We start from the raw sequence: 23,841 nt of genomic DNA on the forward strand, positions 1-23,841 counted from the left end.
CGCCGCGGCGCCCAAAACACGAAAGGAAAAACCCGCCACTTGACCGTCCCCGCAGCGCGGGAAACTATCGTCCAACCGGGTCAGTTCTCAATGACAATCCCGGGTCAGTTCCTGGCGACAATCAACATCATGTCCGTTTGCAGTCGATTGATCGCGCAATCATTGCTCTGCTGCGAACGGATGAGGTGGCACGACGACTATCGACCATTCCTGGCATCGGCCCAGTTGGCGCCACAGCACTGGCCGCATCGGTTGCCGACCCGAGACAGTTCCGGTCCGGTCGAGAGTTTGCCGCCTGGCTGGGACTGACACCCTCGCAGAACTCGAGTGGTGGCAAAGATCGCCTCGGTCGCATTACCAAGATGGGGGATCGTTATCTAAGGAAACTCCTGGTGATCGGCGCGACATCTCTGGTCCGCCGTGCCAAGCACAAGCCCGAAGCAGCCGATCCCTACCTTCTCGCGCTCCTTGCCAGAAAGCCCGCGCGTGTTGCGAGTGTGGCCATGGCCAATAAAATGGCCCGCGTGGTCTGGGCGGTCATGGCTCGCGGCGAGGTCTACCAAGCTCGCCATGCGCCCAGCCTTGCTGGGTGAAACCAGGACGAGGCTGGGCCTAGAAGCGAGATACAGTTCGAGCCGACCAATCGGCTCCGCACGTTGTGAGAGCGAAGCGATGTGATGGCGAAACCGGTCAGGCCGGAAACAGGGACAACCCGTCGAATGACCGAGGCATTATAGCCTGAATTTCAGATTGGGACCTTGTTCGCCGACCCCATCAGGGCCAGCAGCCTCTCATGGCTGCATCAACAGGCCGGACAGAAGACTGCACCCGACCAAAGCGCCAAAACCATCAAATTCTCTCTTGCAATGCGGGGGCCATCCACAGAGGTCGTTCACGCTACAAATTGGTGCACCCGAAAGCTGCCATTCGCTTCGCGACGAGAACGTCGTAAACGGAGCGGCTGGAGTCACATCAGCTGCGCTTCTTCTGACTTTCGCCGTGCCGACGCACGAAAAGTCGGCACGTGTCGAGTAAGTTTCAGACGCTACGAACATTCCGCAAGACCGCCCCTTGTGATGTCAGGGCAATTCTCGGTCCATTTGGAGGTGAACTGAGGCACCCATTCCCGAGCGTAAGCCACCATCGCCCCCGCCTAGCCGAAATCTCAGTGTCGCATGTATTTGTAGACCGTGTTTCGCGAGATGCCGAGCGCCTTGGCTGTCTCGCTGACATTGTTGCCGTTGGTCCGCAGCAACTCATTGATCTGCCGGATGATGAGGCCCTTAAGGCCGGCGGACTCGATAAGGGCCGACGCGTTTTGGCTGCCGAAAAGCTGATCCATATGAACGATGCCGATCGGTTCTTCCGTCACCAGCAGGCTCAGTTGAAACAGGGCAGACCGGAGCTCGCGCAGGTTGCCAGGCCATTCATGTTGCGCGAGGGACTCGACGGCGCCATCGGTGATTTCCAGTGCCGCGTCTAGCTCGCGAAGTATAAAGCGGGTGAGAGCCGCAAAGTCGCGCCTCTCCCGCAGTGGCGGCAGATTGAGCTGCACGACGCCGAGACGGTAGAAAAGGTCCGAGCGGAAGCGCTTCTCCGCGATGGCCGAGAGAAGATCGACATTCGTTGCGCCAACGACCTGAACGTCGACTTTGTGCGTCGTGGCGCTTCCGACTGCCCTGACTTCGAACTGATCAAGAAAGCGCAGTAGTGCAACCTGACTCGGAAGAGGCAGGTCGCCAATTTCGTCCAGGAAAAGAGTACCGCCATCTGCTGCTCTGGCCAGCCCCATGGATCCGTCCTTGCGGGCTCCGGTAAAAGCGCCGGCGGCATAGCCGAAGAGCTCTGCCTCGAATAGTTGTTCGGGCAATGCACCGCAGTTTACCGGCACGAAAGCGCCGCTCCGCCCGCTGGCGGCATGAATGTGACGCGCTATGATTTCCTTTCCCGTTCCACTTTCGCCTAGGATCAGGAAGGGCGGCTTGCGTCGCACGGCCCGCTGCACCTTCACCAACTCCGTCTGAAGGGCGGGGTCTTCGGCCACGAAGCCGGCAACTGACACGACCGGAGACGCGACTATTGTGCTGCTGGCTGCGCGTACGCGCCCCTCCGAGACCGGGCGGCCTGAAAACTGAACTACATATTGGCTGCCCAACAAATCCCGCAGCGTCGGCACGATACCATCGCCCAGATGCCCCAGCGCATTGGCGAAACTGGTGTCGAAAACCGCTTCGAACGCCGTTCCTGGCCGCACGGTCAGCCCCGACAACATGCTGCGTCCGCGTTGATTGATGGCCCGCAGTCGCCCTTCGGAGTCGAAGGAGATCAGGCCCCCGCTGACCGAATTGAGCAGCTCGAACCGGGAATGGAACAACAGGACAAGATGATCGGACTGCTGGCGCAAGAATAGACTGTTCTCGATATGGGTCGCGGCCATCTGCATGAGGACCAGCGTGTGCGTGTTGCGTGCGCGGCAATCGGACGAGGCGTCGAGCACGCCTGCCAGTTCACCGTCCGAATGGAATACCGGGGCAGCAAAGCAACTGACGTCAGAATGGGTATGGAAGAAATGCTCCTCGCCATGGACGATCAGCGGCTGCCTGATCATGGATGCGGTCCCCATGGCGTTGGTGCCGCGCAGTTCCTCAAGCCACACCGAACCGGGCAGGATCGCTTTGCCCGGCTTGCTGCTGCGGAATTCGCCATCGGAAACGGTCTCCAGCACCGTTCCGCGGGCATTGCCGAAGGCAATCATGAAATTGCTGCCCGCAATCTGCTGATAGAGCGCCTGCATCTGCGACGCGGCGAAACGGTGGACGAGTTCATCCTCATCCCGCTGCTGACGCAGTTCCCGAGCGCTCAGCTGGGCATTGTGGGCCGTGCCCATTGGGTCGAGCCCCCGCTCGAGGCAACGGTTCCAGCTATCCGAGATATGCGGCGGAATCAGGTGCGGATCGATTTCGCCTCCGTGCTGCAAAGTAATCCGCGCGCGTTTGAGGCGCTCAGTGCGTGAGAGCATGTGTTCCTCCGGCATGTGTCCGCCGGTCTTCGCCAGCGTGAACGGATGCAAGGCTACACCACGGGCAAGGCCGTGTAAAACATGGGAAAATGACCGTGTTCGAATGTTCATTTACTGAACAGTCGCCGCTTGCTCTCAACAATATTGAGCAATCTCACCATCGCCGCGGATGGCATCTGCAGATGGTTATGCCTTTGTAGCAAAAACCAAATCCTGCCGGGACAGCAACTTGGCACGGCTCTTGCGATGACTTGGGCAGTTACGCAGCTCGTGAACACCAGGGAGGTCCCCATGAAGGCAGCAGTGCTTCATGAATTTGATGAGAAGCTCGAGAAGAGCCAGTTCGTTGTCTATGAGGACGTGCCCGATCCGCGCATCGAAGGGCCAAACGACGTCATCGTTCGCATCGGTGGTGCCGGCGTGTGCCGCACCGATCTGCACATCATCGAAGGGCTCTGGCGGAACAATTCCGACGTTCAGTTGCCATATATCATGGGCCACGAAAATGCCGGCTGGATCGAGGAAATCGGGCCCGCCGTCACCGGCTTCAAGGTTGGCGATCCGGTTATCTGCCACCCACTGGTGACCAGCGGACATTGCCTAGCCTGCCGTCGTGGCAATGACATGCATGCCGAGGAAAGCGCCTTTCCGGGCGTCAACGTCAATGGCGGCTATGCCGAACTGCTCAAGACCGGCCAGCGCTCGCTGATCAAACTGCCTAAAACCCTGGCGCCCAAGGATGTCGCGCCATACACCGATGCTGGTCTGACCGCGTATCGCGCCTGCAAGAAGGCCGCCGCGCATCTGCTTCCGGGCCAATATGTCGTGGTGATCGGTGTCGGCGGTCTCGGTCATATCGGCGTTCAGGTGCTGCGGGCCATGTGTGCGGCCCGCATTATCGCGGTCGACCGCTCAGACGATGCGCTCGAGCTAGCGGGGAAATGCGGCGCTGACTTCACCGTGAGGGCCACCGGCGACCAGGTGGAGCAGGTGCTGGCCATAACCGGCGGCCATGGCGCGGAAGCCGTCATCGACTTTGTCGGCGAGGGCAGCGCCATCTCCGAGGGTCTTGCCATGACCCGCAATGACGGCGCCTACTACATCGTCGGCTATGGCGGAAAACTCGAAATTCCGACCATCGACATGATCACCTCGGAAAAGCGCATTATCGGCAATCTGGTCGGGACCTATCCAGAGCTTGTCGAGCTGATGGCCCTGGCCGACCAGGGCAAGGTTCACCTCTCGACCGCCGAATATCGGCTGCAGGATGCCAACCAGGCCCTGCTCGACCTCCATCACGGCAAAATTCACGGCCGCGGCGTGCTCATTCCGTAGCAGGCCCGGTCGATCCGAATGCAACGCAGCAAAGCTGCATCTAGGGAGAAGGAAGAATGAGACTCGCAAGAATGGCCAGCCTGGCCAGTGTCATTGCCATGGTGGCCTCGTCCGCCACACTGGCGCAGACTGACTATTCGGCCGCCTATGGCATTGACGAAGACGTGCCCGGCGCTTGCTCATATGAGAGCATCGACGCCAAGGATTATTCGGGCCGCCAGCTCAACATCATCAGCCATGCCGTACCGGTCATCGGCGAACCCACCGACATCCACGCCCGCCAGTTCGAGGAACTCACCGGGGCCAAGCTCAGCGTGGTGCATGTGCCCTTCGGCGACCTGTTCCAGCGCATCCTGATCCCGTTCCAGACCGGGCAGAATGCCTATGACGTGCTGTTCTATCCCTCGCTCTGGATCGGCGATCTCAACCAGTATCTGGCGCCGGTGCCTGAAGCCTATCGCGAGACCGCTGGTTTCAAGGACGTGACCCGAAACTATATCGACGTGGCCACCTGGGGCGACACCATCGTCCAGTATCCGATGGATGGTGACCGGCACTATCTGAAATACCGCGCCGACATCTTCTCCAATCCCGAGGCCATAGCCCGCTTCAAGCAGGAGACCGGCAAGGACCTCGCCGTTCCCACCACCTGGGAAGACTATAACGAGATCGCCCGCGTATTCTCGGGCTGGGACTGGGATGGCGACGGCAATCCGAACTACGGCTCGGCCGAAGTCACCAAGCGCGACGACCTGATGTTCTCGGCCTTCATCAGCCGCGCGGCGCCCTATGCCCGCAATCCGAACGTGAAGGGCGGTTTCTTCTTCGACCTCGAAACCATGGAACCGCAGATCAACAATCCAGGCTTTGTCAAAGGGCTGGAGCTGTTTGTCGAAGCCTCCAAGGACTGGGCGCCGGGCGGCGCGAATTGGGGCCTTGGCGATGAAATTTTCGCCTTTGGCGGTGGTCAGGCGCTGATGAGCTATTCCTGGGACGACGCCTTCGTGCAGGCGCAGCAGGAAGACAGCCCGATCCGCAACCAGGTGGCCGCCGCGCCACTGCCGGGCGCAAGCGAAGTCTGGAACCGCGATACCGGCAGCTGGGACAGCTTCGAGGAGCCCAATCGTGCTCCCTATGTCACCTGGGGCTGGACTTCGGCGGTTTCCAACCGCTCGCAGAACCAGGACATGGCGTTCGACTTCCTCTGCTTCTTCTCCAATGAAGCCAATACCCTGGCCGACCTGCAGGTCGGGCGCTTCGGCGTCAATCCATACCGCAATGCCCATTTCGACCCGTCTCTGTGGACGGATCGCCTGGGCTGGGACGCGGCACTGACCAAGAGCTATGTCGAAACACTGTCCGGCATGGATGACAGCATTAACCGCGTCTTCGACCTGCGCGTGCCCGGCGTCAGCCAGTTCATGACGTCTCTAGCAACCGGCGTTGCCGCCGCACTGGCCGGCCAGCAGACGCCGCAGGAAGCGCTCGACAGCGTAGCCGTGGAATGGACCGCGATCGTCGATCGGATCGGGGTGGACACGGTTCGCAATGCCTATGCCGGCGTCGTGGCGCTCGAAGACAACCTCTAGCAATCACAGTCCCGGTGGGTCTTACCCCCCGGGACTTCGCTCACTGGCGCTCGCGCCCCCCTGAGGACCAGGCCGATGTATGGGCTGACCCGCTACAAACTCTTCTTCCTTTTGCCCGGCCTTCTGGTGCTGCTGGCGATCATCCTGTTTCCCCTCATCTTCACCATCCGCGTGAGCTTCTCCGGCTGGGACGCTGTCCGCCCCGGTCTCGACTGGATCGGTGGCGTCAATTATGGCCGCCTGCTCGCCGATGGGCGGTTCTGGCAGTCGCTCTCCCGGCTGGGCCTGATGGCGGTATCGGCCGTGGCCATTGAATATGTGCTGGGCTTTGGACTGGCGCTGCTGGTCTGGCGTCAGATCAGGTTTCGTCGCCTGGTGCGGGTGCTGTTCCTCATTCCCATGATGACCACTCCCGTCGTCATGGCGGTCATCTGGCGTACCGTATTCCACGAAAGTCTGGGGCCGGCCAACGACCTCGTGACGCTGTTCGGCTTTGCCCCCATCCCCTGGCTCACCAATGCACAATGGGCGACATTCGTCGTCATATTGGTCGATGTCTGGCAGTGGACGCCCTTCATGTTCCTGCTGTTGCTGGCGGGCCTGCTCTCCTTGCCGCGCGAGCCGCTGCTGGCGGCGGCAATCGACGGCGCCGGACCCATCCGCGCCTTCTGGAACGTGACCTTCCCTGCCATGGCGCCGATATCGGTCGGCGCGATCATCATCCGTCTGATCGAGGCGTCCAAGATCATGGAGACGGTTTACGTCATCACCTCGGGCGGGCCGGGAACGTCCACGGAAACCTCCAGCTATTACATCTTCATCCGTGGCCTGCGCGACTTCCAGATCGGCTACGCGGCGGCTCTGTCGATTACCTACCTCGTCATCATGATCGTGCTGCTCACGATCATCGCCAAGCTGTTGACCAAAACGCTCATCAAGGCGGAGGCCTGAAATGGAACGCCTCTATCCACTTCTCAAGGCCGCTGCCATCCTGCTCTGGAGCGCCTTCGTCGTCGCCCCATTTCTGTGGGCGCTGACCACGTCGTTCAAGACCGCCAATGGCGTGACCGCCGGCCCGACCTATATTCCTTTCGTCGACTACGAGCCCTCGCTCGCTGCATGGCAGGGGTTGTTTGGCAGTGGCGGCGGCAGCATCGACATCGCCAGCCCCTTCGTCTCCTCCACGGTGGTAACGCTCTCCGCCAGCCTCGTTAGCCTCGTGCTTGGCACCTTGGCGGCTTACGGTTTGTCGCGCTTTTCATACAAGGCAGGCCCAGTCGGCAACAACGACCTGACCTTCTTCTTCGTCTCCCAGCGCATCATGCCGCCCGTTGTCCTAGCCATCCCCTTCTTCCTGATGCTGGGCTGGCTCGGGCTGCTCGATACCATTGCGGGCCTAGTCATCGTCTATGTGGCGCTGCTGCTGCCCATTTCCGTCTGGGTGATGGTCGATTTCTTCAATTCCATTCCGCGCGAACTGGATGAAACCGCGATGATCGACGGCTGCACGCCCTTCGAGACCTTCTGGCGCGTCATCCTGCCGAACTCCGTTCCGGGTCTCGTCGTCGCCGGCATCTTCTGCATCATCTTCGGCTGGAACGACTTCTTCTTCGCCTTCACGCTCACCTTCACACAAACGCAATTGCTGCCGGTGGCGATCGTCTCCCTCAACTCGTCCGTCACGCCCTGGTGGAGTCTCTCCGCTTCGGCGCTCATCTCAGTCGCCCCCCTTATCGTCATTGCTTTCCTCGTCGAGCGCTATCTCGACAAGGGCAGTATTGGCGGCCGCAAATAGAGTTCGCCATGACCTATCTTCTCGACAATCTCACGGTGAAGCAGGGCAGTGACATTCATCTCGATGGTGTCACCCTGAGCTTGCCCAACGCGGGCGTCGTCACGGTCATCGGACGCACGCTTGCGGGAAAGACGACCCTGCTCAAAGTTCTGGCCGGTCTGATAGCGCCACAATCGGGGTCGCTGACCAAGGACGGCGCGGATCTGCTGGCTATCCCAGCCTGGCGGCGGCGGGTCGGCATGGTCTACCAGCAGTTCGTCAACTACCCGCATCTCTCGGTTCGGGACAACATCGTCTTCCCGCTCAAGCGCAGCGGATTGAAGCCTGCGGCAGTCGCCGAAAAGCTCAGCTATGTCACCGAACTTCTAGGACTGGCCCCCTTGCTCGACCGCCGCCCTGAGGAACTGTCCGGGGGTCAACAGCAACGCGTGGCTCTGGCACGCTCCTTAGTGAAAGACACCGATTTCCTGCTGCTTGATGAGCCTCTGGTCAATCTCGACTACAAGCTGCGCGAGCAATTGCGCGACGAATTCCGGCGGATTTTCCACGCCAGCGAAAACCGTCTGGTGGTGTATTCAACCACCGAACCGCTCGAAGCGATGATCATGCAGGGTCTGGTCTTGGTCCTGCATGAGGGCGAGGTGGTGCAGGTCGGCGACTATCGCGACGTCTACCGGCGTCCGGCCAACACCACGGCCGCCACCATATTTAACGATCCGCCGATGAACCTATTCGGCGGGCGCATCGAAGCCGGACAGGTGAAGATCGGGGACGAGACGGTGCTCAGAATGCCCGGGCATTTCGCAAACCTGTCCGATGGCAAGTACATTTTCGGTATCCGCGCCAGCGAAGCGGTGATGGGCGGAATCATAACCGGCCGCGTGGCCCTGGCGGAGATAAACGGCTCTACCACCGTCCTGCATCTCGACATGCCATTCGGCAATCTGGTGCTGGAACGCGAGGGCGTCGCCCTGCATGCCATTGGCGACGGTGTGTCGGTAACGTTGCCGCCCGCGCGCCTCTTCGCCTTTGATGCCGATACCCGCAATCTTGTTGCTGCCCCAGTCAGCGACTGAAAGGACCTATCCTATGGCCCGTATTACCCTTGAGCGTCTGGGACACGCCTACAATCGTAGCGACGGCACGCCCAACTACGCCTTGTATCCGCTTGATCTGGTCTGGGAGGACGGAGGCACGTATGCGCTTCTGGGGCCGTCCGGCTGCGGCAAATCAACGATGCTCAACATCGTGTCGGGCCTGCTGACGCCCAGCGAAGGCCGGGTGCTCATAAACGGCCGCGACGTCACCGGCACCAGGGTGGCGCAACGCAATATTGCCCAGGTGTTCCAGTTCCCTGTCGTTTATGCCTCCAAAAGCGTCTACGAGAACCTCGCCTTCCCGCTGCGGTGCCGCAACATGGCTAACAGGGAGGTCGACCGACGGGTGAACGAGATTGCCGAATTGCTCAATCTCGATACGATCCTGCACCGTCCTGCCCGAAAACTCACGCCAGACGCCAAGCAACTGATTTCGCTGGGCCGAGGTCTGGTCCGCGATGACGTTGCCGTCATCCTGATGGACGAGCCGCTTACGGTAATCGATCCGCAGCTCAAGTTTCATCTGCGTCGCAAGCTCAAGGACATCAGCGCGCGGCACGGCCATACATTGGTCTATGTCACCCATGACCAGAACGAGGCCATGACGCTGGCTGAGAACGTGATCGTGATGGACAATGGCCGCGTTGCGCAGGTGGGCACACCGCAGGAGCTTTTCGAGAACCCGACCCATGCCCATGTGGGTTACTTCATCGGCTCGCCCTCCATGAATTTTCTGCCGGTCTCCCTCTACAACGGGAAGTTGAGCATTGCGGGGCAGGTCGTTGCCTTCGGCACGGTTGAAGTGCCCGAGGGCGGAAATCTGCTCCTCGGCATCAGGCCTGAATTTGTGGATATATTGCCGGACGCCCCCCCCAATGCGTTGAAGGCCAAGCTGAGCGAAGTTCAGGATCTCGGCACTTACCAGATCGTGACGGGACAGCTTGCGGATGGTCAATGTGTAAAGATCAAGACCAAATCGTTCAAGGGCATTCCCGGCGACGAGTTCGCATTTCGGCTTGTTCAGGACCGCATCCGGATGTTTTGCGATGGCAAGCAGGTAAAGGCGCTACTGACCTGAGAGCCCTCTCTGTCCGTTCCCCGCCATCGTCTCATCGGCGGGACAATGGCGCCGGGAGTCTGTTTTCTACAATCTTCGAATAATAGCGGACAGGGCAGATGACGGCCCCGCTGGAGGCGCTACCGAGGAGACTGTGTGGCAATTGGGTAGTCCTCCCGAGGCGGCACGGCGCCGGCCGACGAACTTTTCGCCTTAATCGTTCTCAGATCGGGCGACGTTGGCCATAGGAGAATGAAAATGGGTATTTCACAATACGACCCCGCCGCCAGAGGTCGGCCGGCGTGGAACGCCGGTCGGCAAGTTGGCGCCAAGCGCGCACTCAAGGTCCGCCAGATCTGGGCAATTAGGTTCTTTCTGGATCGGGAGGGTCGCATGCGCGACCGAGCGCTATTCGACCTGGCTATCGATAGCAAGCTGCGCGGCTGCGATCTGGTCAAACTCAAGATCGGTACGCTGGTCACTGGTCATGACATTCGCGCCCGGGCGATGGTTATCCAGCAGAAGACCGGTCGACCGGTGCAGTTCGAGATCACAACAGACGCCAGGACAAGTTTGCTGGCGTGGCTCGAAAGGCGAGGAGGCTCGGTGGAGGACTTCGCGTTTCCCAGCCGAGCGGATCCGAACGATCATCTGAGCACCAGGCAATATGCCCGGTTGGTAGACGAGTGGGTGACTGCCATCGGTCTGCGCAAGGAGGAGTATGGCACGCATTCGCTTCGACGTACCAAAGCTTCGCTCATCTACAAGGCGACCGGCAATCTCCGGGCCGTGCAGATCCTTCTTGGCCATACCAAGATCGAGAATACGGTCCGATATCTGGGCGTCGATGTTGAAGACGCACTGGAACTGGCAGAACACACCGAAGTCTGACGATCAGCGGCCCCACCTCAGGTGAGGCCGCGCAGGAGAACACCGCCGGTCCACGATCCTCAGTTCGAACTCGGCAACCGGACGGTCAGAAAGTCCATGATCGCGTTTCTTCCAATGAGCACATTCGGACCATCGCCGATGCGCCCCAACGCGGTCATTCGCGATGTCAATTTGACTTCCGGACAACGGTCGGACCGGTAGGGACGCGGGGACTTCCAAACAGAGGCATTCTGCCCGATCTGAACGAAGGCGTTTTCGTGGCGGCCTTGTAGTCAGATATCATATTAGTTCGGATTGCTGAGCGAGGTGCCCAATGCCAATGAGACCAGCATCGGCACCAAGGGCAGCGAAGACCACATGCGGGCGCAGCCCGGTGTCAAACAACTCTAGCGATCGGTTCAGGGCAGCCTGAAATGCGGGTGCCAGGCCAACGCCGCCGCCGACCACCACAACCTGGGGATCGACCAGCCTCTGCAGGTCGACCAGGCCAGTGGCTATCCGCGCCGCCGATCGGTCAAGAATTTTGCCCGCCATGGTATTGCCCGCCTTCGCGGCGTCGAAGAGTAGGCGCGTGTCCGCAGGCAGGCCCGCCTCGCCTGCTGTGGCTGCCATGGCAAAACCCGAGGCAAGATCTTCAAGTCGGAGATCGCCCTCGCTCCCCTGAACCTGGCCCAGGCTTCCGGCAAGGCCACGAGCGCCCTCGACCAGTCTGCCGCCCAATACAAGGCCTCCCCCGATCCCCGATGAGACGGTGACAAAGGCCATGTCCCTCTGTTGCCCTGCGCCGAACAGGTACTCGCCCCAGGCAGCCGCCTGGGCGTCATTGCGCGCCACGATCGGACAATTCAGTCTTCGAGCCAGTTCGCCAGCCAGTGGCGTGTCTGGTGGGATGGCCAGGGTGCCGGGGTTGAGGGCATTCCAGAGACCATCCCGAACAAGTCCGGTGGCGGCAACGCCAGCGACGTGGTACTGGCCGCGCCAGTCTCCGGCCATGTCTGCGATAGCGTCAAACCAGCTAGCACTTCCAACGCCATGCGGCGTAGGTACAAGACGGCGATCCAGGACGGTCGCGCCGCGAACAAGGGCTGCGAGCGTTTTGGTGCCGCCGATATCGAAGACGAGTACAGTCTCGCCACGACGACGGTTGGCATCAGCGACCGCTTGGACGAACCAGCCCGTAACGTGTTCGGTGCGGGTAATGGCCGAACCGGCGCAGACGGCGTCGGCACCGGCCGCGATGGCGTCGGCGGCCAAGGAGGGTGAGTTATATCGCCCCTCCGCGACAACAAATCCGCCCAGCGCTTTGCTGGCCGTGACGAATGCCAGATCGGGACCGTCTGGAGTGCTTCCACCCGTATAGCCGGACATGGTCGTGCCCAGGATATCGAAGCCCATGGCGAAGGCGGCGCGGGCTTCCTCGATGGTGGAGAGATCGGCCATGGCCAAGCGTCCATAGTCACGAATTGCGGCCTGCAATTCTGCAACGGCAACAGGGCGCTCCCGCAAGGTCGCATCGACTGCGATAACATGCGCGCCGGCTTCGGCCAGTGCGGCCACGTCCTCAATATAGGGCGTGATGCGCACCGGGCTGATGGACAGGTCGCGCTTGACGATGCCGATGATCGGCAGGTCGCAGGCTTTCGCCACTGCCGCGACATTGTCGGCCCCTTCAATGCGCAGGGCCCTGGCGCCTCCATCCCGGGCGGCCAGTGCGAAACCCACAATGGCCGGAATGGAGTCGAGCGGACCATTGTCCACCGGCTGGCAGGAGACGATGAGCCCGCCGCGCAGGGTATCGAGAAGTGAAATGGTCATTGGGATGCCGTCTCCACGAGAATTTCCTTGCGGTCGCGGCTCGATTGGCGCGCCGCTGCAATGATGGCAACCAGATGCCTGCCATAGCGGGCGTCGATCGGTGGTGGCCTGCCCTCGGTGATCGCACCAAGGAAGGCCTGCCATTGGCGGCGGACTGCCGCCACCATCGGGTCCTCATCAAGAGGGCAGGGCAGGTCCTGCCAGACCCCGTTCTGTCCAATCTGCAGGCGTCCGTTGAGGTCTAGTACCAGGGTGCCATGCTCGCCGACAATCTGCAGGGCGGCGGTCACGGCGCCATCGGCATAGCCAAGGCTGGTCACCTGACCCAGCCGTCCGTCGGCGAAGCGCAGATTGAGAAAGGCGATGTCGTCGGCGTCCTGGCTATGGAAGGCAGTGCCCATGAGCGCGCCGACACTTCCGACCGGGCCGCCCATCAGATGGAGCAGACGATCCAGCGCGTGGATGCCGGCGGTCATCAGCATGCCGCCCCCGGAACTCGAGGACAGGTGCCAGGGTTGACGATTGCCCTCCATCCAGAGCTTGATGAAGGCGCTGGTGCCGGCGATCGGGCGACCGATGCGCCCGGAGGCAATGACTTCGCCAGCGGACTGCATGGGGGCAAAATAGCGTGGCACATGCCCGATCATCAGCGCTCCTGGCGCGATGGCGGCCGCCTCGGCGATGGCGTCGCAATCCTCAATGGTGATCGCCATGGGTTTTTCAAGCAGCACATGCTTGCCGGCCGCGAGACAGGCAATGGCGATGTCCCGGTGCAGGTCGTGCGGCGTGGCGATGACCACGGCATCGACCGAAGGATCATCGAGCAGGGCGCGCCAGTCGGTATAGGCTCGGCCACCGTGCTCGGCGGTGAACCGCCCGATACCGACCGCGTCATTGCGGCATGCCGCCACGAGGCGCGCATTGTCCAGTCCTGCCATCGCACGTGCGTGAACAGCCCCGAAATGCCCCGCTCCGATAATGCCGACGCCGATCACGACGCGACCCTTTCATAGATGGCGTCGATCAGCCTCATGGCCGCGACATAGTCGTCGAGCGTGACCATGGGCGGCCTTCCGCTCTCGAGTCGCGCCAAAGTGTCAGCCAAGAAGGCCCGATAGCGGTGAGCCGGCAGAAGCGGCGGCAGCTGTCCCTCTCCGTCGGCTTGCAGGGTGGTCACCTGCGCGCCCTGGTCGATGCAGTAACGTCCCGACGTCGCCGTGCGCCACTCGAAGTCGCCACCGGCGCTCAGATTGGGGGCGGTATAGCCCGCCTCGATGGTGAAGAGCGCGTCCGCCGCGTCGGCAAGGACGACCAGGGCATGGTCCTCGACCAGTTCGCTCGCATGCATGCGGCGCGCGACACTGGCGGATATGATCCGGAGCGGCCCCTGCCCATGGCTCAGGGCGCAGTCGATCCCGTGAATGCCCAGATTGCGCAGGGCCCCCCCGCCACCAATGGCCGGATCGAGGACCCATCCGACGCCGTCATCGCGATAGCGCTGCGGCGGCCCGTTGACGATGCGGAAATGCGCATGCGCCACCGGTCCCGTCAGGTCGACCAGCGCCGGGCTCAGCCGGTTGGCGAGGGGCACGGCCACGAAGAGGTGGGCCTGCCTCGCCTGTTCGGCAATATGCTCGAGCGTGGCCGTATCGCTGGCGGCCGGCTTTTCCAGAAGCATCGGCAAACCCGCCGATATCACCGTTTCTGCAAGGCTCGGTACATGCGCGGGATGCCCCATGACGACGACCAGGTCCGGCCTCGGCACGAGGGCCGCCTCGAGAGAGCGTACAGCAATTGTGTCCTGCGCCGCCGCAAACCGCGCTGCGCAGTCGGGGTCCCAGTCCCACACCGCGCCGATCGTGGCGCCGGCATGCCGGACGGCGTCCGCATGCATGCCAGAGTGCCAGTGGCTAACGCCGAGGAGGGCGATATTCATGGTGCAACCTCGTCAAGTGCGGGGCGGCGGTTCTCGCCGCCCCCGGGTTTCAGTCAGCGAAGGACAGCGTCGCGCCGTCCCACTGCATCAGGCGAACATCGGGCCGGGCGGCACCGGTGCCATCCTCACCCCCGACGAGCAGGATGCCATCCTCCAGGGAGAAGCTCGCGCCGTAGCCCATGCCTTCGGGCAGGGTGCCGATTTCGGCCCATTGACCCGCCAACAGCGCATAGACTTCGCCACGCCAGGTCTTGGTCAGACCCTCGTGGGCAAACCAGGTTCCCGCTTCGCTCTTTTCACGAGCGCCGGGAAAGTTTGCGCCCCCGGCCAAGAGAACGGTGTCGCCGATCCGTCCGGCATAGGCGCCGGCAACGCCTTCCTGCATACCGGCATTGGCCGGCGCGGGAAGCCTGGGGCCTTCTGACCAGTGCGCGGTACCGCCGTCGAGCGAGATGGTCTTGACCACATCGGTGCGCAGGCCGGGCTTGATTTCGCCATTGAGCAGCAGGAAGCGGTCGTTGCCCAGATCGACATAGGCCGCGTCGCAATTGGGCAGGAACGGGTTCTCGCCAAGGTCCCCCCAGCTATTGTTGGCCGGATCATAGGAGAGCAGCCGGTCGTTCCATTGATAGAATTCGGGCGGCTGGTTCATGTAGCCCTGCACCAGGGCGGCATATTTGTCTGGCTCGGCCTTGGCGTCGGTGGTCGACACGTCGAGCAGGTATTGGTCGAAGAGGGGCTTGTTATAGCCGCCGGCAAACAGCAGCCGGCCATCAGAGCTGACCATGGCCCGGGCGCCGGAGAGACCTGCAGGCGTTGCCGTGTCGAGCTGGCTCCAGCTGTCGGCCGCCAGGTCATAGACATAGGCAGTGTCGTGAATGACAGGGGAGACCGCATCGGGCGTCGCCTTGCCATTGCCGCCAAAGACATAGAGCTTGCCGCCGCTGGCGACCGAAGCCGCGCCGTTGGTTGGGGCGCCGACGAAGTTCGCCCGCTCCCGCCAGCCGGCGGCAAGGTCATCGAGATCGAGTGCGTAGAGCGACTGTGCGGCCGTCCCGAGACCGACCAGGAGCGTGTTGCCGATGCGGGCTGAAATCCCGTTCTTGATGCCCGTGGGCAGGTCGGGCCAATCCTGGGCCATGGCGTGCGTGCCTCCTAGCAACAGGCTCAGCGCCAGAGCGCTGGCGAGCAAGCGTGTCGTTGTCATTTGCATTTCCTCCCTCCGTGACTCCCCGTCACGGGTGCCGCAGATAACGATGGGATATCCTACAAGTCAATATCACACATTTAAGCTTGCAGGATATCCTACAAGTGGGTTATAGGATGTGTCGCAAGGGAGGCCGATCGGTGCTAATGCTCCAGCATTCACCCGTCAGCCAGGAGATCCAGCAATGAACGCAACCCGATCGATAAAGCCGCTGAACAGGCCGCCTTTGCTACACGTCACGGTGCAGGAGAGCCTGCGCGACTATATCGAGAGCAATGGCCTCAAGGCCGGCGATCCGCTGCCCCCCGAGACTTTTCTGGCCCAGCAACTGGGCGTCGGCCGCAATTCGGTGCGCGAGGCCATCAAGGCGCTTGAGTCCCTGGGAATCCTCGAAACGCGCCGCGGCGTCGGAGTCTTCGTCAAGGAATTCTCGTTCCAGCCGCTGCTCGACAATCTCGCCTATGGTCTGGGAGACAGCCTGCGCGATATCGAGGAACTGCGCGAGATCAGGCGGGTGCTCGAAACCGGGCTTATCGGCAAGACCATCGCGCAGATTTCCGAGGCCGACATTGCCGAACTCCGCGCCGTCACCGAGCGCATGCGCCAACGTGCCGAGCGCAATGAGAGCTTTGTCGAAGAGGACCAGCAATTCCACGAACTGCTTTTCCGCTGCCAGAACAACCGCATGCTCAACGGGCTGATCGAGGTGTTCTGGCGCGCTTTCTACAAGGCGTCCGACTTCGCCAACCTGACCAATGCCGATCCGCTGTCCACCTGGCGCGATCACCACGAAATCGTCGAGGCGATTGTCGCCCGCGATGTCGAGAAGGCCCGCACGCGCCTCGATGAACATTACGAGGGCATCAAGCAGGTCATCGACAGGAACAAGCAGACATTCACGACCTAACGGGGAGGAACCCAATGACACTGAAGACCACCACACGCTCGCTCGCCTTGGCGGCCCTGCTCGGCGCTACCGCGCTGACCCTGCCGGCCCTGGCCCAGGATCCCAGCACGATCACCGGCGGCTTCGACGTCGGCCCGGGCGGCTTCCAGGGCAATTTCAACCCGCTGGCGGCCACCAGTGGCCTCACCTGGCTCAGTGTCTATTACGAACCCCTGGTCATCTATAATGCCGAGCTGACCCAGCTCGAGGGTGCCCTCGCCAGCGAATGGTCGATGAGTGAAGACCAGCGCGAAATCACCTTCACCCTCGTCGAGGAGACCTGGCATGACGGAGAGGCCTTCACCTCCGCCGACGTCAAGTTTACGCTCGAACTGGCCAAGAATGCCGCCGCCGGCAGTGTGTTTGCGGCCCGGCTTGGTGCAATCACCTCGGTGGACACTCCCGATGACCGCACCGTCGTGGTCAAACTGAGCAACCCCGATACTGGTCTGCTCTCCACTCTGGCGCAGGTGATGATCCTGCCCCAGCACGCGCTCAAGGACATCGCGCCCGAAGAATTGGCCACCAGCACCTGGTGGGCGACCACGCCAATCGGCACCGGCCCCTACAAGTTCACCCAGTACGTCACGGACCAGTATGTCGAATTGGCCGCCGACGAGGATTATCGCAATGGCCGGCCGCTGACCGACCGCCTCATCAACCGCTATTTCGACAACTCGGCCGCCGCCGTTGCAGCCCTGCGCGCCGGCGAGATCGACTTCACCTATGTGGAGCCCGATGATGCCGCGACGTTGGCCGACAATGCGGATTACCGGGTCATTGAAGGCGCCTCGTTTGTTGTCAACTATGTCGGCTTCAACCACATGGTTGGTCTCTGGGATGATGTGAGGGTGCGCAAGGCCTTCATGCACGCCATCGACCGCCAGGCAATCATCGAGAGCCTTTATGGTGGGGCCGCCGAGGCTGCCAATTGCGGCTATGTCGCCGACCAGCTCGTGCCCGCCGACATCGATCAGTACGAATACGACCCCGACAAGGCGCGTGCCTTGCTGGCCGAGGCTGGTTGGTCCGAGATCAATGGCGACAAGCCGATCACCTGGCTGACCTATTACAACACGCCTCTGGCCGCTAACGTCATGGCCGCCGTCCAGGCCATGTTGTCACAGGTGGGCATCAATGTCGTTCCGCGCGTGGTGGATACGCCGACGTACAATGGCATCGTCTACAAGGAAGGCACGCCGGACTGGAATGAGTTCCCACTGGTCTATGCGGGCCTTCAGAACGGCCCGAACCCTGCCGGCATCAATGTGGGTCTCAACGAGTCCCAGTTGCCGCCCAATGGCGCCAACATCATGCGGGTGCAGAACCGCATGCTGAGCGCTGCCTTCGACGCAGCTCTGGGCGAGACCGATCCGGTCGCGGCCGAAGCCCGCTGGCAGGATGTGTGTCGCGTGATGAATGCCGAGTTGCCTTGGGCAACCATGTGGGTCGCCAACCGCTACGGCGTCGCCTCCAATGACCTGGTGGATTTCGTCTGGACCCCGGCCCCGGCCGGTGGCCCCTTCGCTTCCCACCCGGAAAAGTGGTCCAAGTCCGAATAGAGCAGGGCAATCTCCCAACCTGCTTTCCCGATGGCGCGGTTCGCCGCGCCATCGGTTCCGACGACAATGCGGTGCCCCCATGATCTCTTTCATAGCCAGACGGCTTGCTATTGGTGCTCTGATGGTGCTGGCGCTCAGTGTGCTGGTCTTCATCCTCCTGCGCCTGGCGCCCGGTGATCCCATCGACGCCTATGTCAATCCGGCTTCGCCCCTGTCGCCCGATGCGATGCAGGCCCTGCGCGATCGGCTCGGCCTCGATGCACCCCTGCCGGTCCAGTATTTCGGCTGGCTGCGCGCGGCCGTGACAGGCGACCTCGGTTTTTCCATCCAGCGGGTGGGCGTGCCTGTTCTTCCCCTCGTCTTGGAGCGCATCGGGCCCACCCTGCTGCTGATGGCTGCGGGCCTCGCCATTGCCATTGTCGTGGGCATCACTGCCGGCATCATCAGTGCCGTGCGCCGCAATTCACCCACCGATATCGGTTTTTCGGTCCTAGCCTTTGTCGGCATTTCGAGCCCGGCTTTCCTCACCGCACTGCTCGGTCTCTATTTCTTCTCCGTGCAGCTGCGCTGGGCGCCCTCGGGCGGCATGCTGACCCCCGGCGCCGGCTTTTCGCTCGGCGATCTGCTGGCGCATCTGGTGCTGCCGGCCTGCCTGCTCTCCATCGGCCATGCCGCCCTGATCATGCGCTATATGCGCGCCTCGCTGCTCGAAGTGCTCAACCAGGACTATGTCCGCACCGCTCGCGCCAAGGGCGTCCGAGAGTTCTTCGTCATTGTCAAACATGCGGTGCGCAATGCGCTGCTGCCTGTCATCACGCTGATCGGCTCGACCATCGGCATTGCCGTGGGTGGCGCCATCTTCATTGAGAGCGTCTTCAACTGGCCAGGCATGGGCCTGCTGCTGGTCAATGCCGTGGAGACCCGCGATTACCCCGTGATCATGGGCGCGACGCTGGTCATCGGTGCCACGGTGATCGTGGTCAATCTCCTCACCGACATCACTTACGCTGCGGTCGACCCGCGCATTCAGGTGGCCTGAAATGACTGCCGAAACACCCGCAACCGTCCGTTCCGCCAGCAAGGGCCCCTGGGTCCGCGCCTGGGGCCGCTTCAGCAGCAATGGCGCCGCCCTGGCCGGGCTTGCCATTCTGGTGCCGATCCTGGTCCTGGTGATCAGCTATCCCTTGTGGTGGCCCTATTCGCCCAATGACATCGATCTGCGGGCACTCAACCAGGCACCCGGGCCGGTTCATTGGCTGGGCACCGACGGGGTGGGCCGCGATATCCTGGCTCGCCTCATGCAGGGTGGACGCATTTCGCTCACCGTCGCCGTGGTGTCAGTGGCCATATCGATAGTCATCGGGTTCCTCGTGGGTGCTATTGCGAGCTTCGGTGGCAAGGTAGTCGACAATGGCGTGATGCGCCTCGTCGACCTCGCCATGACACTGCCGCCGGTGATTTTTCTGCTCGTGCTGGCCTCGATAGCGGGCACCGGCGTCGCTCCCACCATCGTGGTCATCTCGCTCCTCTCCTGGCCGGTGCTGTCCCGCATGGTTCGGGCGCGGCTCCTTGAATTGCGCGAGCGTGATTTCGTGGTGGCGGCCCGCGGCATGGGCGCATCCCTGCCACACCTGCTGTTCCGGCACGGCCTGCCCAACAGCATCGATATTCTCGTCGTCTACGCGACGCTGCAGATCGCCAACGCCATCCTGCTCGAAGCAGGTCTGTCCTTCCTCGGGCTTGGCATAGCCCCGCCCGAAGCGAGCTGGGGCAACATGCTCAATGCCGCCCGTTCGACCGTCGTGCTCGAGCAATATGTCTGGCAGTGGATGTTCCCCGGTGGGGCGCTGGTGCTGACCGTATTGGCCATCAATTTCCTGGGTGACGGGCTGCGCGATGCCTTTGACCCAAGATCCGACCTCAACTGATCAAACCTCCAAGGTATGAAATGACCGTCCTATCCGGTGTCGTTCCCCCCGTAGTTACCCCGCTGACCGAGAGCTTCGAGGTCGATTATCCCTCGCTGACCCGTGTGATCGAGAACCTTCTTGATGGCGGGGTGCATGGCCTGTTCGTCCTCGGCTCAAGTGGCGAAGTGGTCTTCCATGACGACGCCACCCGTGCCCGCATCATCGAGCACACAATGAAAGTCGCTGGCGGGCGGGTTCCGGTCCTTGCTGGCACCATCGACCCGGCCACCGAGCGGACGATTGACAATGCCCGTGCGGCCCAGTCGGCCGGCGTCGATGCCGTGGTCGTCACCGCGCCGTTCTACGCCCGCACCAGCCAGCCCGAGGTGGGTGACCATTTCCGTTACGTACGTGACGCGCTCGATATTCCAGTCATTGCCTATGACATCCCGGTCTGCGTCAACATCAAGCTTGAGCGCAAGACCACGGTCACCCTGGCCCGCGAGGGCGTCATCGCCGGTCTCAAGGATTCGAGCGGCGATGATGGCAATTTCCGCTTCTGCCTGCTCGATCTTGCCGACAAGCCCGATTTCTTCCTGATGACCGGCTCCGAGATCGTCGTCGACAACGCCCTGCAGATGGGGGCGCATGGCGTGGTGCCGGGTCTCGCCAATGTCGATCCACATGGTTATGTGCGCCTCTGGAACCATGCCAAGGCCGGCAATTGGGAGGCCGCCCGCAAGGAGCAGGAGCGCCTCTGTCGCCTGTTCGAGATGGTCTGGGTGTCGCTGCCGCGCACCAGCCCTGGCGCTGCGGGTGTAGGGTCCTTCAAGACGGCTATGCAGCAGCTGGGGATCATCGAAACCAACCTCATGGCCCGGCCGCAGCGTCGCATCGAGGGCGCGGAAGTTGCGCGCATCGGCGAAATGGTCCGCGCCGCCGGCCTCGGGGCCTGATCGCGATGACAGTCGCGCCCGTCCTTGATATCCGCAACATGCAGACGGTGTTCCGCATTGGCGGGCGCGACATCGCGGCCGTCACGGACCTGACGCTGACCGTCGAGCCCGGCGAAACCGTGGCACTGGTCGGTGAATCGGGTTCGGGCAAGTCGGTCACCAGCCTCTCCATCTTGGGCTTGCTGCCAAAGAAGGTGGGGCGCCTGGCCCAGGGCAGTGTCGCCTTCCGTGGTAAGTCGGGCGAAACGCGCGACCTCGCCAAACTCGATGCCGAAGCGTTGCGCCGGGTCCGGGGCAATGACATTGCCATGGTGTTCCAGGAGCCCATGACCAGCCTCAACCCGGTCTATACCGTGGGCGAACAGATCGCCGAGCCGATCCGGATCCATCTGGGTCGCTCCCACCGGGAGGCCGCGGCCGATGCCGTGCGACTGCTGGCCGATGTCGGCATCCCTGATCCCGAGCGCCGGGCACGCCAATATCCACATGAACTTTCAGGCGGCATGCGCCAGCGCGCCACTATCGCCATGGCCCTGGCCTGTAATCCGTCGCTGCTGATTGCTGACGAGCCGACCACTGCGCTCGACGTTACCATCCAGGCGCAGATTCTGGATCTCCTGGCCCGCCTGCAGCGCGAGCGTGGAATGGCGATGCTGTTTGTGACGCACAATCTTGGCGTGGTCGCCGAGATCGCCGATAGGGTCGCAGTGATGTATGCGGGCCGTATCGTCGAGACGGGCAGAGTGGCTGAAGTCTTCGCCCATCCCCGCCATCTATATACCAAGGGTCTGCTGCGCTCGGTCCCAAGGCTTGGCGAAGCCAGTGCCCTAAAGGCCGCCGGAACGCCTCTGCCCACCATCGCCGGTGCGGTGCCGAGCCTTTCCAACCTGCCGGCGGGCTGTTCCTTCGCACCCCGCTGCCCCTATGCCATTTCCGCGTGCAGTGCCGCCGTGCCGCCGCTGACCGATACCGGCGACGGACAGCTTAGCCGTTGCATCCGCTGGCAGGAGATCTGATCATGTCTGAACAGCCACTGCTCGCAGTTTCCGGACTCACCAAGCATTTCAAGCCGTCGACGTTTTCGCGAGGACCGGTGGTCCGCGCCATCGAAGATGTGTCCTTCGAGGTACCGCGCGGCACGGTCGTCGGTCTCGTCGGAGAGTCGGGCAGCGGCAAGACCACGATCGGACGGTCCGTTCTGCGCCTCGTGGAGCCGACATCAGGCGCGGTGCGCTTCGACGGCGTCGACATGACGGCCCTTCCGCCAAGCGAGCTGCGCCGCCAGCGCGCCCGCATGCAGTATATTTTCCAGGATCCCTTCGCCAGCCTCTCACCCCGCATGACCATCGGGCAGATACTGATGGAAGGTCTCGAAATCCAAGGTATGCGTCCGCGGGAAGCTCGCGTCGCGCGTGCCAAGGCGGCTCTGGCTGCGGTTGAACTGCCCGCCGACGCCTTCGATCGCTATGCGCACGAATTTTCTGGTGGCCAGCGTCAGCGCATCGGCATCGCCCGGGCCCTGGCGCTCGAACCCGAGCTGATCGTCGCTGACGAGCCGGTATCGGCGCTCGACGTCTCTATCCAGGCCCAGATCATCAACCTGCTGCGCGACCTGCAGCAGCGGCTGGGTTTGACGATGCTGTTCATCTCGCATGACCTGGCCGTTGTGGAATACATCTGTGACACGGTCATCGTGCTCTATCTGGGGCGAGTTATGGAGATGGCGCCGGCGGCGGAGCTCTACGCTAACCCGCGCCACCCCTACACCCGCGCGTTACTATCGGCGATTCCCGAACCGGTGCCTGGCCGGGCCAAACAGCGCCAGGTGCTCGTTGGCGATATTCCCAGCCCCGCCAATCCGCCTTCCGGCTGCGTTTTTCGCACCCGCTGCCCTCATGCGGCGGCCGCCTGCGCCAACACGGTGCCACCGCTTGACAACGTGGCGCAGGCCCATCGGGTCGCCTGCATCCGTAGGGAGGAACTCGCGGGGTTGGCCTGATCTGGGCGATCTTGAGCGGTAGCAATGCGCCCCATCTCAGCCGTTTAGCCCGGCATTTCGATTTCCTGAGACCGGTCGGTCCGGTTAGGGTCTCGCCAACGTCGAAAAGGGGGTGGCGAGGGGACTGTCAGGTTCTGGCAACTAAGCTTTCAGATCAGACATTACGAGAGATAGCTGAGCAGCATGACATTGTCATCGATCTGTTCACTGCTGGCCAGCCTCAATGGCGGGCGGGCGCCACCAAAGAATGGAGTGCCGTGCCCTAAGACTTCCGGATGCAGGTAAATCCGGTACTCGTCGATCAGCCCCAACTCGGTGAGACGCTGCGCAAGCTTGGGTCCGCCAACTTCAATCTCTCCCTGCACCTCGTCCTTCAGCCGACGCACTTCCGTCTCGAGGTCGGGGCCGAGGACCTTGGCATTGGGACCGACACCTTGCAGCGTGCTCGACACAACCCACTTGGGCGCTTTGCGCCATGCCATTGCGAAGGCCTGATGATCGGCGTCCCAGTCTGGTTGGTCCTGGTCCCAATAGCTCATGAGCCCATAAAGGCCGCGGCCATAGAGGCTGCCGGCAAGGTGATCCGTTTGATCGACGAAATGACGAAACAGCTTGGGGCTGGGCGGCGTCATCCGATCATGGTCGACGTACCCATCTAGGGATTGGTTCATTCCAAAGAAGAGCTTGGCCATCTGTGCCTCCAATGCGGGCAGACACCGCGTCACGC

Annotated in this window: 21 protein-coding genes; 15 read left to right on the forward strand and 6 right to left on the reverse strand. The window is 62.2% G+C overall.

Annotated elements, in window-relative coordinates; all coding sequences use genetic code 11:
- The coding region (locus DDE76_RS04855; RefSeq protein WP_198650843.1) for an IS110 family RNA-guided transposase at positions 1-593 on the forward strand (593 nt) is incomplete at its 5' end.
- A gap of 572 nt (positions 594-1,165) precedes the next feature.
- Here DDE76_RS04855 and DDE76_RS04860 read toward each other — a convergent pair.
- On the reverse strand, positions 1,166-3,130 hold the full coding sequence (locus tag DDE76_RS04860; protein ID WP_104894122.1) for a sigma-54-dependent Fis family transcriptional regulator: 1,965 nt from the start codon (positions 3,128-3,130) through the stop codon (positions 1,166-1,168).
- A gap of 180 nt (positions 3,131-3,310) precedes the next feature.
- Between DDE76_RS04860 and DDE76_RS04865 the strand changes: the two genes are divergently transcribed.
- The 7 genes from DDE76_RS04865 to DDE76_RS04895 all read left to right on the forward strand — a co-directional run bounded on the left by DDE76_RS04865 (position 3,311) and on the right by DDE76_RS04895 (position 10,783).
- On the forward strand, positions 3,311-4,354 hold the full coding sequence (locus DDE76_RS04865; RefSeq protein ID WP_104895010.1) for an NAD(P)-dependent alcohol dehydrogenase: 1,044 nt from the start codon (positions 3,311-3,313) through the stop codon (positions 4,352-4,354).
- Positions 4,355-4,410: 56 nt separating this feature from the next.
- Positions 4,411-5,943: an extracellular solute-binding protein gene (locus DDE76_RS04870; RefSeq protein ID WP_104894123.1), complete on the forward strand. Its 1,533-nt coding sequence runs from the start codon at positions 4,411-4,413 to the stop codon at positions 5,941-5,943.
- 75 nt (positions 5,944-6,018) lie between these two features.
- Positions 6,019-6,894, forward strand: a complete 876-nt coding sequence (locus DDE76_RS04875; protein WP_104894124.1) for a carbohydrate ABC transporter permease — start codon at positions 6,019-6,021, stop codon at positions 6,892-6,894.
- A 1-nt stretch (position 6,895) separates the two neighbouring features.
- The gene (locus DDE76_RS04880) at positions 6,896-7,738 is read left to right on the forward strand and encodes a carbohydrate ABC transporter permease (protein ID WP_104894125.1); all 843 of its coding nucleotides are present in this window, start codon (positions 6,896-6,898) and stop codon (positions 7,736-7,738) included.
- Between the two features lie 8 nt (positions 7,739-7,746).
- A complete protein-coding gene (locus DDE76_RS04885; RefSeq protein WP_104894126.1) occupies positions 7,747-8,814 on the forward strand; it encodes an ABC transporter ATP-binding protein in 1,068 nt (355 codons plus the stop codon).
- A 13-nt stretch (positions 8,815-8,827) separates the two neighbouring features.
- Positions 8,828-9,913, forward strand: coding sequence for an ABC transporter ATP-binding protein (locus DDE76_RS04890; protein WP_104894127.1), 1,086 nt, complete (start codon positions 8,828-8,830; stop codon positions 9,911-9,913).
- 237 nt (positions 9,914-10,150) lie between these two features.
- Positions 10,151-10,783 (forward strand): tyrosine-type recombinase/integrase, encoded by a 633-nt coding sequence (locus DDE76_RS04895; RefSeq protein ID WP_104895011.1) that lies wholly within the window; start codon positions 10,151-10,153, stop codon positions 10,781-10,783.
- Positions 10,784-11,062: 279 nt separating this feature from the next.
- Here DDE76_RS04895 and DDE76_RS04900 read toward each other — a convergent pair whose 3' ends face one another.
- From DDE76_RS04900 to DDE76_RS04915, 4 genes are read right to left on the reverse strand one after another with little or no spacing between them, the layout of a single operon-like run.
- On the reverse strand, positions 11,063-12,598 hold the full coding sequence (locus tag DDE76_RS04900; protein WP_104894128.1) for a putative N-acetylmannosamine-6-phosphate 2-epimerase: 1,536 nt from the start codon (positions 12,596-12,598) through the stop codon (positions 11,063-11,065).
- Entirely contained in the window at positions 12,595-13,536 is a 942-nt protein-coding gene (locus tag DDE76_RS04905; RefSeq protein WP_245891804.1) for a Gfo/Idh/MocA family protein, read from the reverse strand. The genes DDE76_RS04900 and DDE76_RS04905 overlap by 4 nt, the downstream gene beginning before the upstream one ends.
- A gap of 53 nt (positions 13,537-13,589) precedes the next feature.
- Entirely contained in the window at positions 13,590-14,534 is a 945-nt protein-coding gene (locus DDE76_RS04910) for a Gfo/Idh/MocA family protein (protein WP_104894130.1), read from the reverse strand.
- Between the two features lie 49 nt (positions 14,535-14,583).
- Entirely contained in the window at positions 14,584-15,741 is a 1,158-nt protein-coding gene (locus tag DDE76_RS04915; RefSeq protein WP_104894131.1) for an N-acetylneuraminate epimerase, read from the reverse strand.
- Positions 15,742-15,925: 184 nt separating this feature from the next.
- Here DDE76_RS04915 and DDE76_RS04920 point away from each other — a divergent pair, with 184 nt between their 5' ends.
- From DDE76_RS04920 to DDE76_RS04950, 7 genes are all read left to right on the forward strand, one after another.
- On the forward strand, positions 15,926-16,648 hold the full coding sequence (locus tag DDE76_RS04920; protein WP_104894132.1) for a FadR/GntR family transcriptional regulator: 723 nt from the start codon (positions 15,926-15,928) through the stop codon (positions 16,646-16,648).
- 14 nt (positions 16,649-16,662) lie between these two features.
- Positions 16,663-18,249 (forward strand): ABC transporter substrate-binding protein, encoded by a 1,587-nt coding sequence (locus DDE76_RS04925; protein WP_104894133.1) that lies wholly within the window; start codon positions 16,663-16,665, stop codon positions 18,247-18,249.
- 79 nt (positions 18,250-18,328) lie between these two features.
- Positions 18,329-19,288, forward strand: a complete 960-nt coding sequence (locus DDE76_RS04930) for an ABC transporter permease (RefSeq protein ID WP_104894134.1) — start codon at positions 18,329-18,331, stop codon at positions 19,286-19,288.
- Between the two features lies 1 nt (position 19,289).
- Positions 19,290-20,177 (forward strand): ABC transporter permease, encoded by an 888-nt coding sequence (locus DDE76_RS04935; RefSeq protein WP_104894135.1) that lies wholly within the window; start codon positions 19,290-19,292, stop codon positions 20,175-20,177.
- Positions 20,178-20,197: 20 nt separating this feature from the next.
- On the forward strand, positions 20,198-21,115 hold the full coding sequence (locus tag DDE76_RS04940; protein WP_104894136.1) for a dihydrodipicolinate synthase family protein: 918 nt from the start codon (positions 20,198-20,200) through the stop codon (positions 21,113-21,115).
- 5 nt (positions 21,116-21,120) lie between these two features.
- Positions 21,121-22,131 (forward strand): ABC transporter ATP-binding protein, encoded by a 1,011-nt coding sequence (locus DDE76_RS04945; protein WP_104894137.1) that lies wholly within the window; start codon positions 21,121-21,123, stop codon positions 22,129-22,131.
- A 2-nt stretch (positions 22,132-22,133) separates the two neighbouring features.
- Complete coding sequence (locus DDE76_RS04950; protein WP_104894138.1) at positions 22,134-23,114, forward strand: ABC transporter ATP-binding protein; 981 nt, start codon at positions 22,134-22,136, stop codon at positions 23,112-23,114.
- A gap of 161 nt (positions 23,115-23,275) precedes the next feature.
- On the opposite strand, the gene DDE76_RS04955 is transcribed toward DDE76_RS04950, so the two are convergent.
- On the reverse strand, positions 23,276-23,806 hold the full coding sequence (locus DDE76_RS04955; protein WP_104894139.1) for a dihydrofolate reductase family protein: 531 nt from the start codon (positions 23,804-23,806) through the stop codon (positions 23,276-23,278).
- Positions 23,807-23,841: the final 35 nt, after the last annotated feature.

Source organism: Devosia indica, from assembly GCF_003056405.1.
GTDB lineage: Bacteria > Pseudomonadota > Alphaproteobacteria > Rhizobiales > Devosiaceae > Devosia > Devosia indica.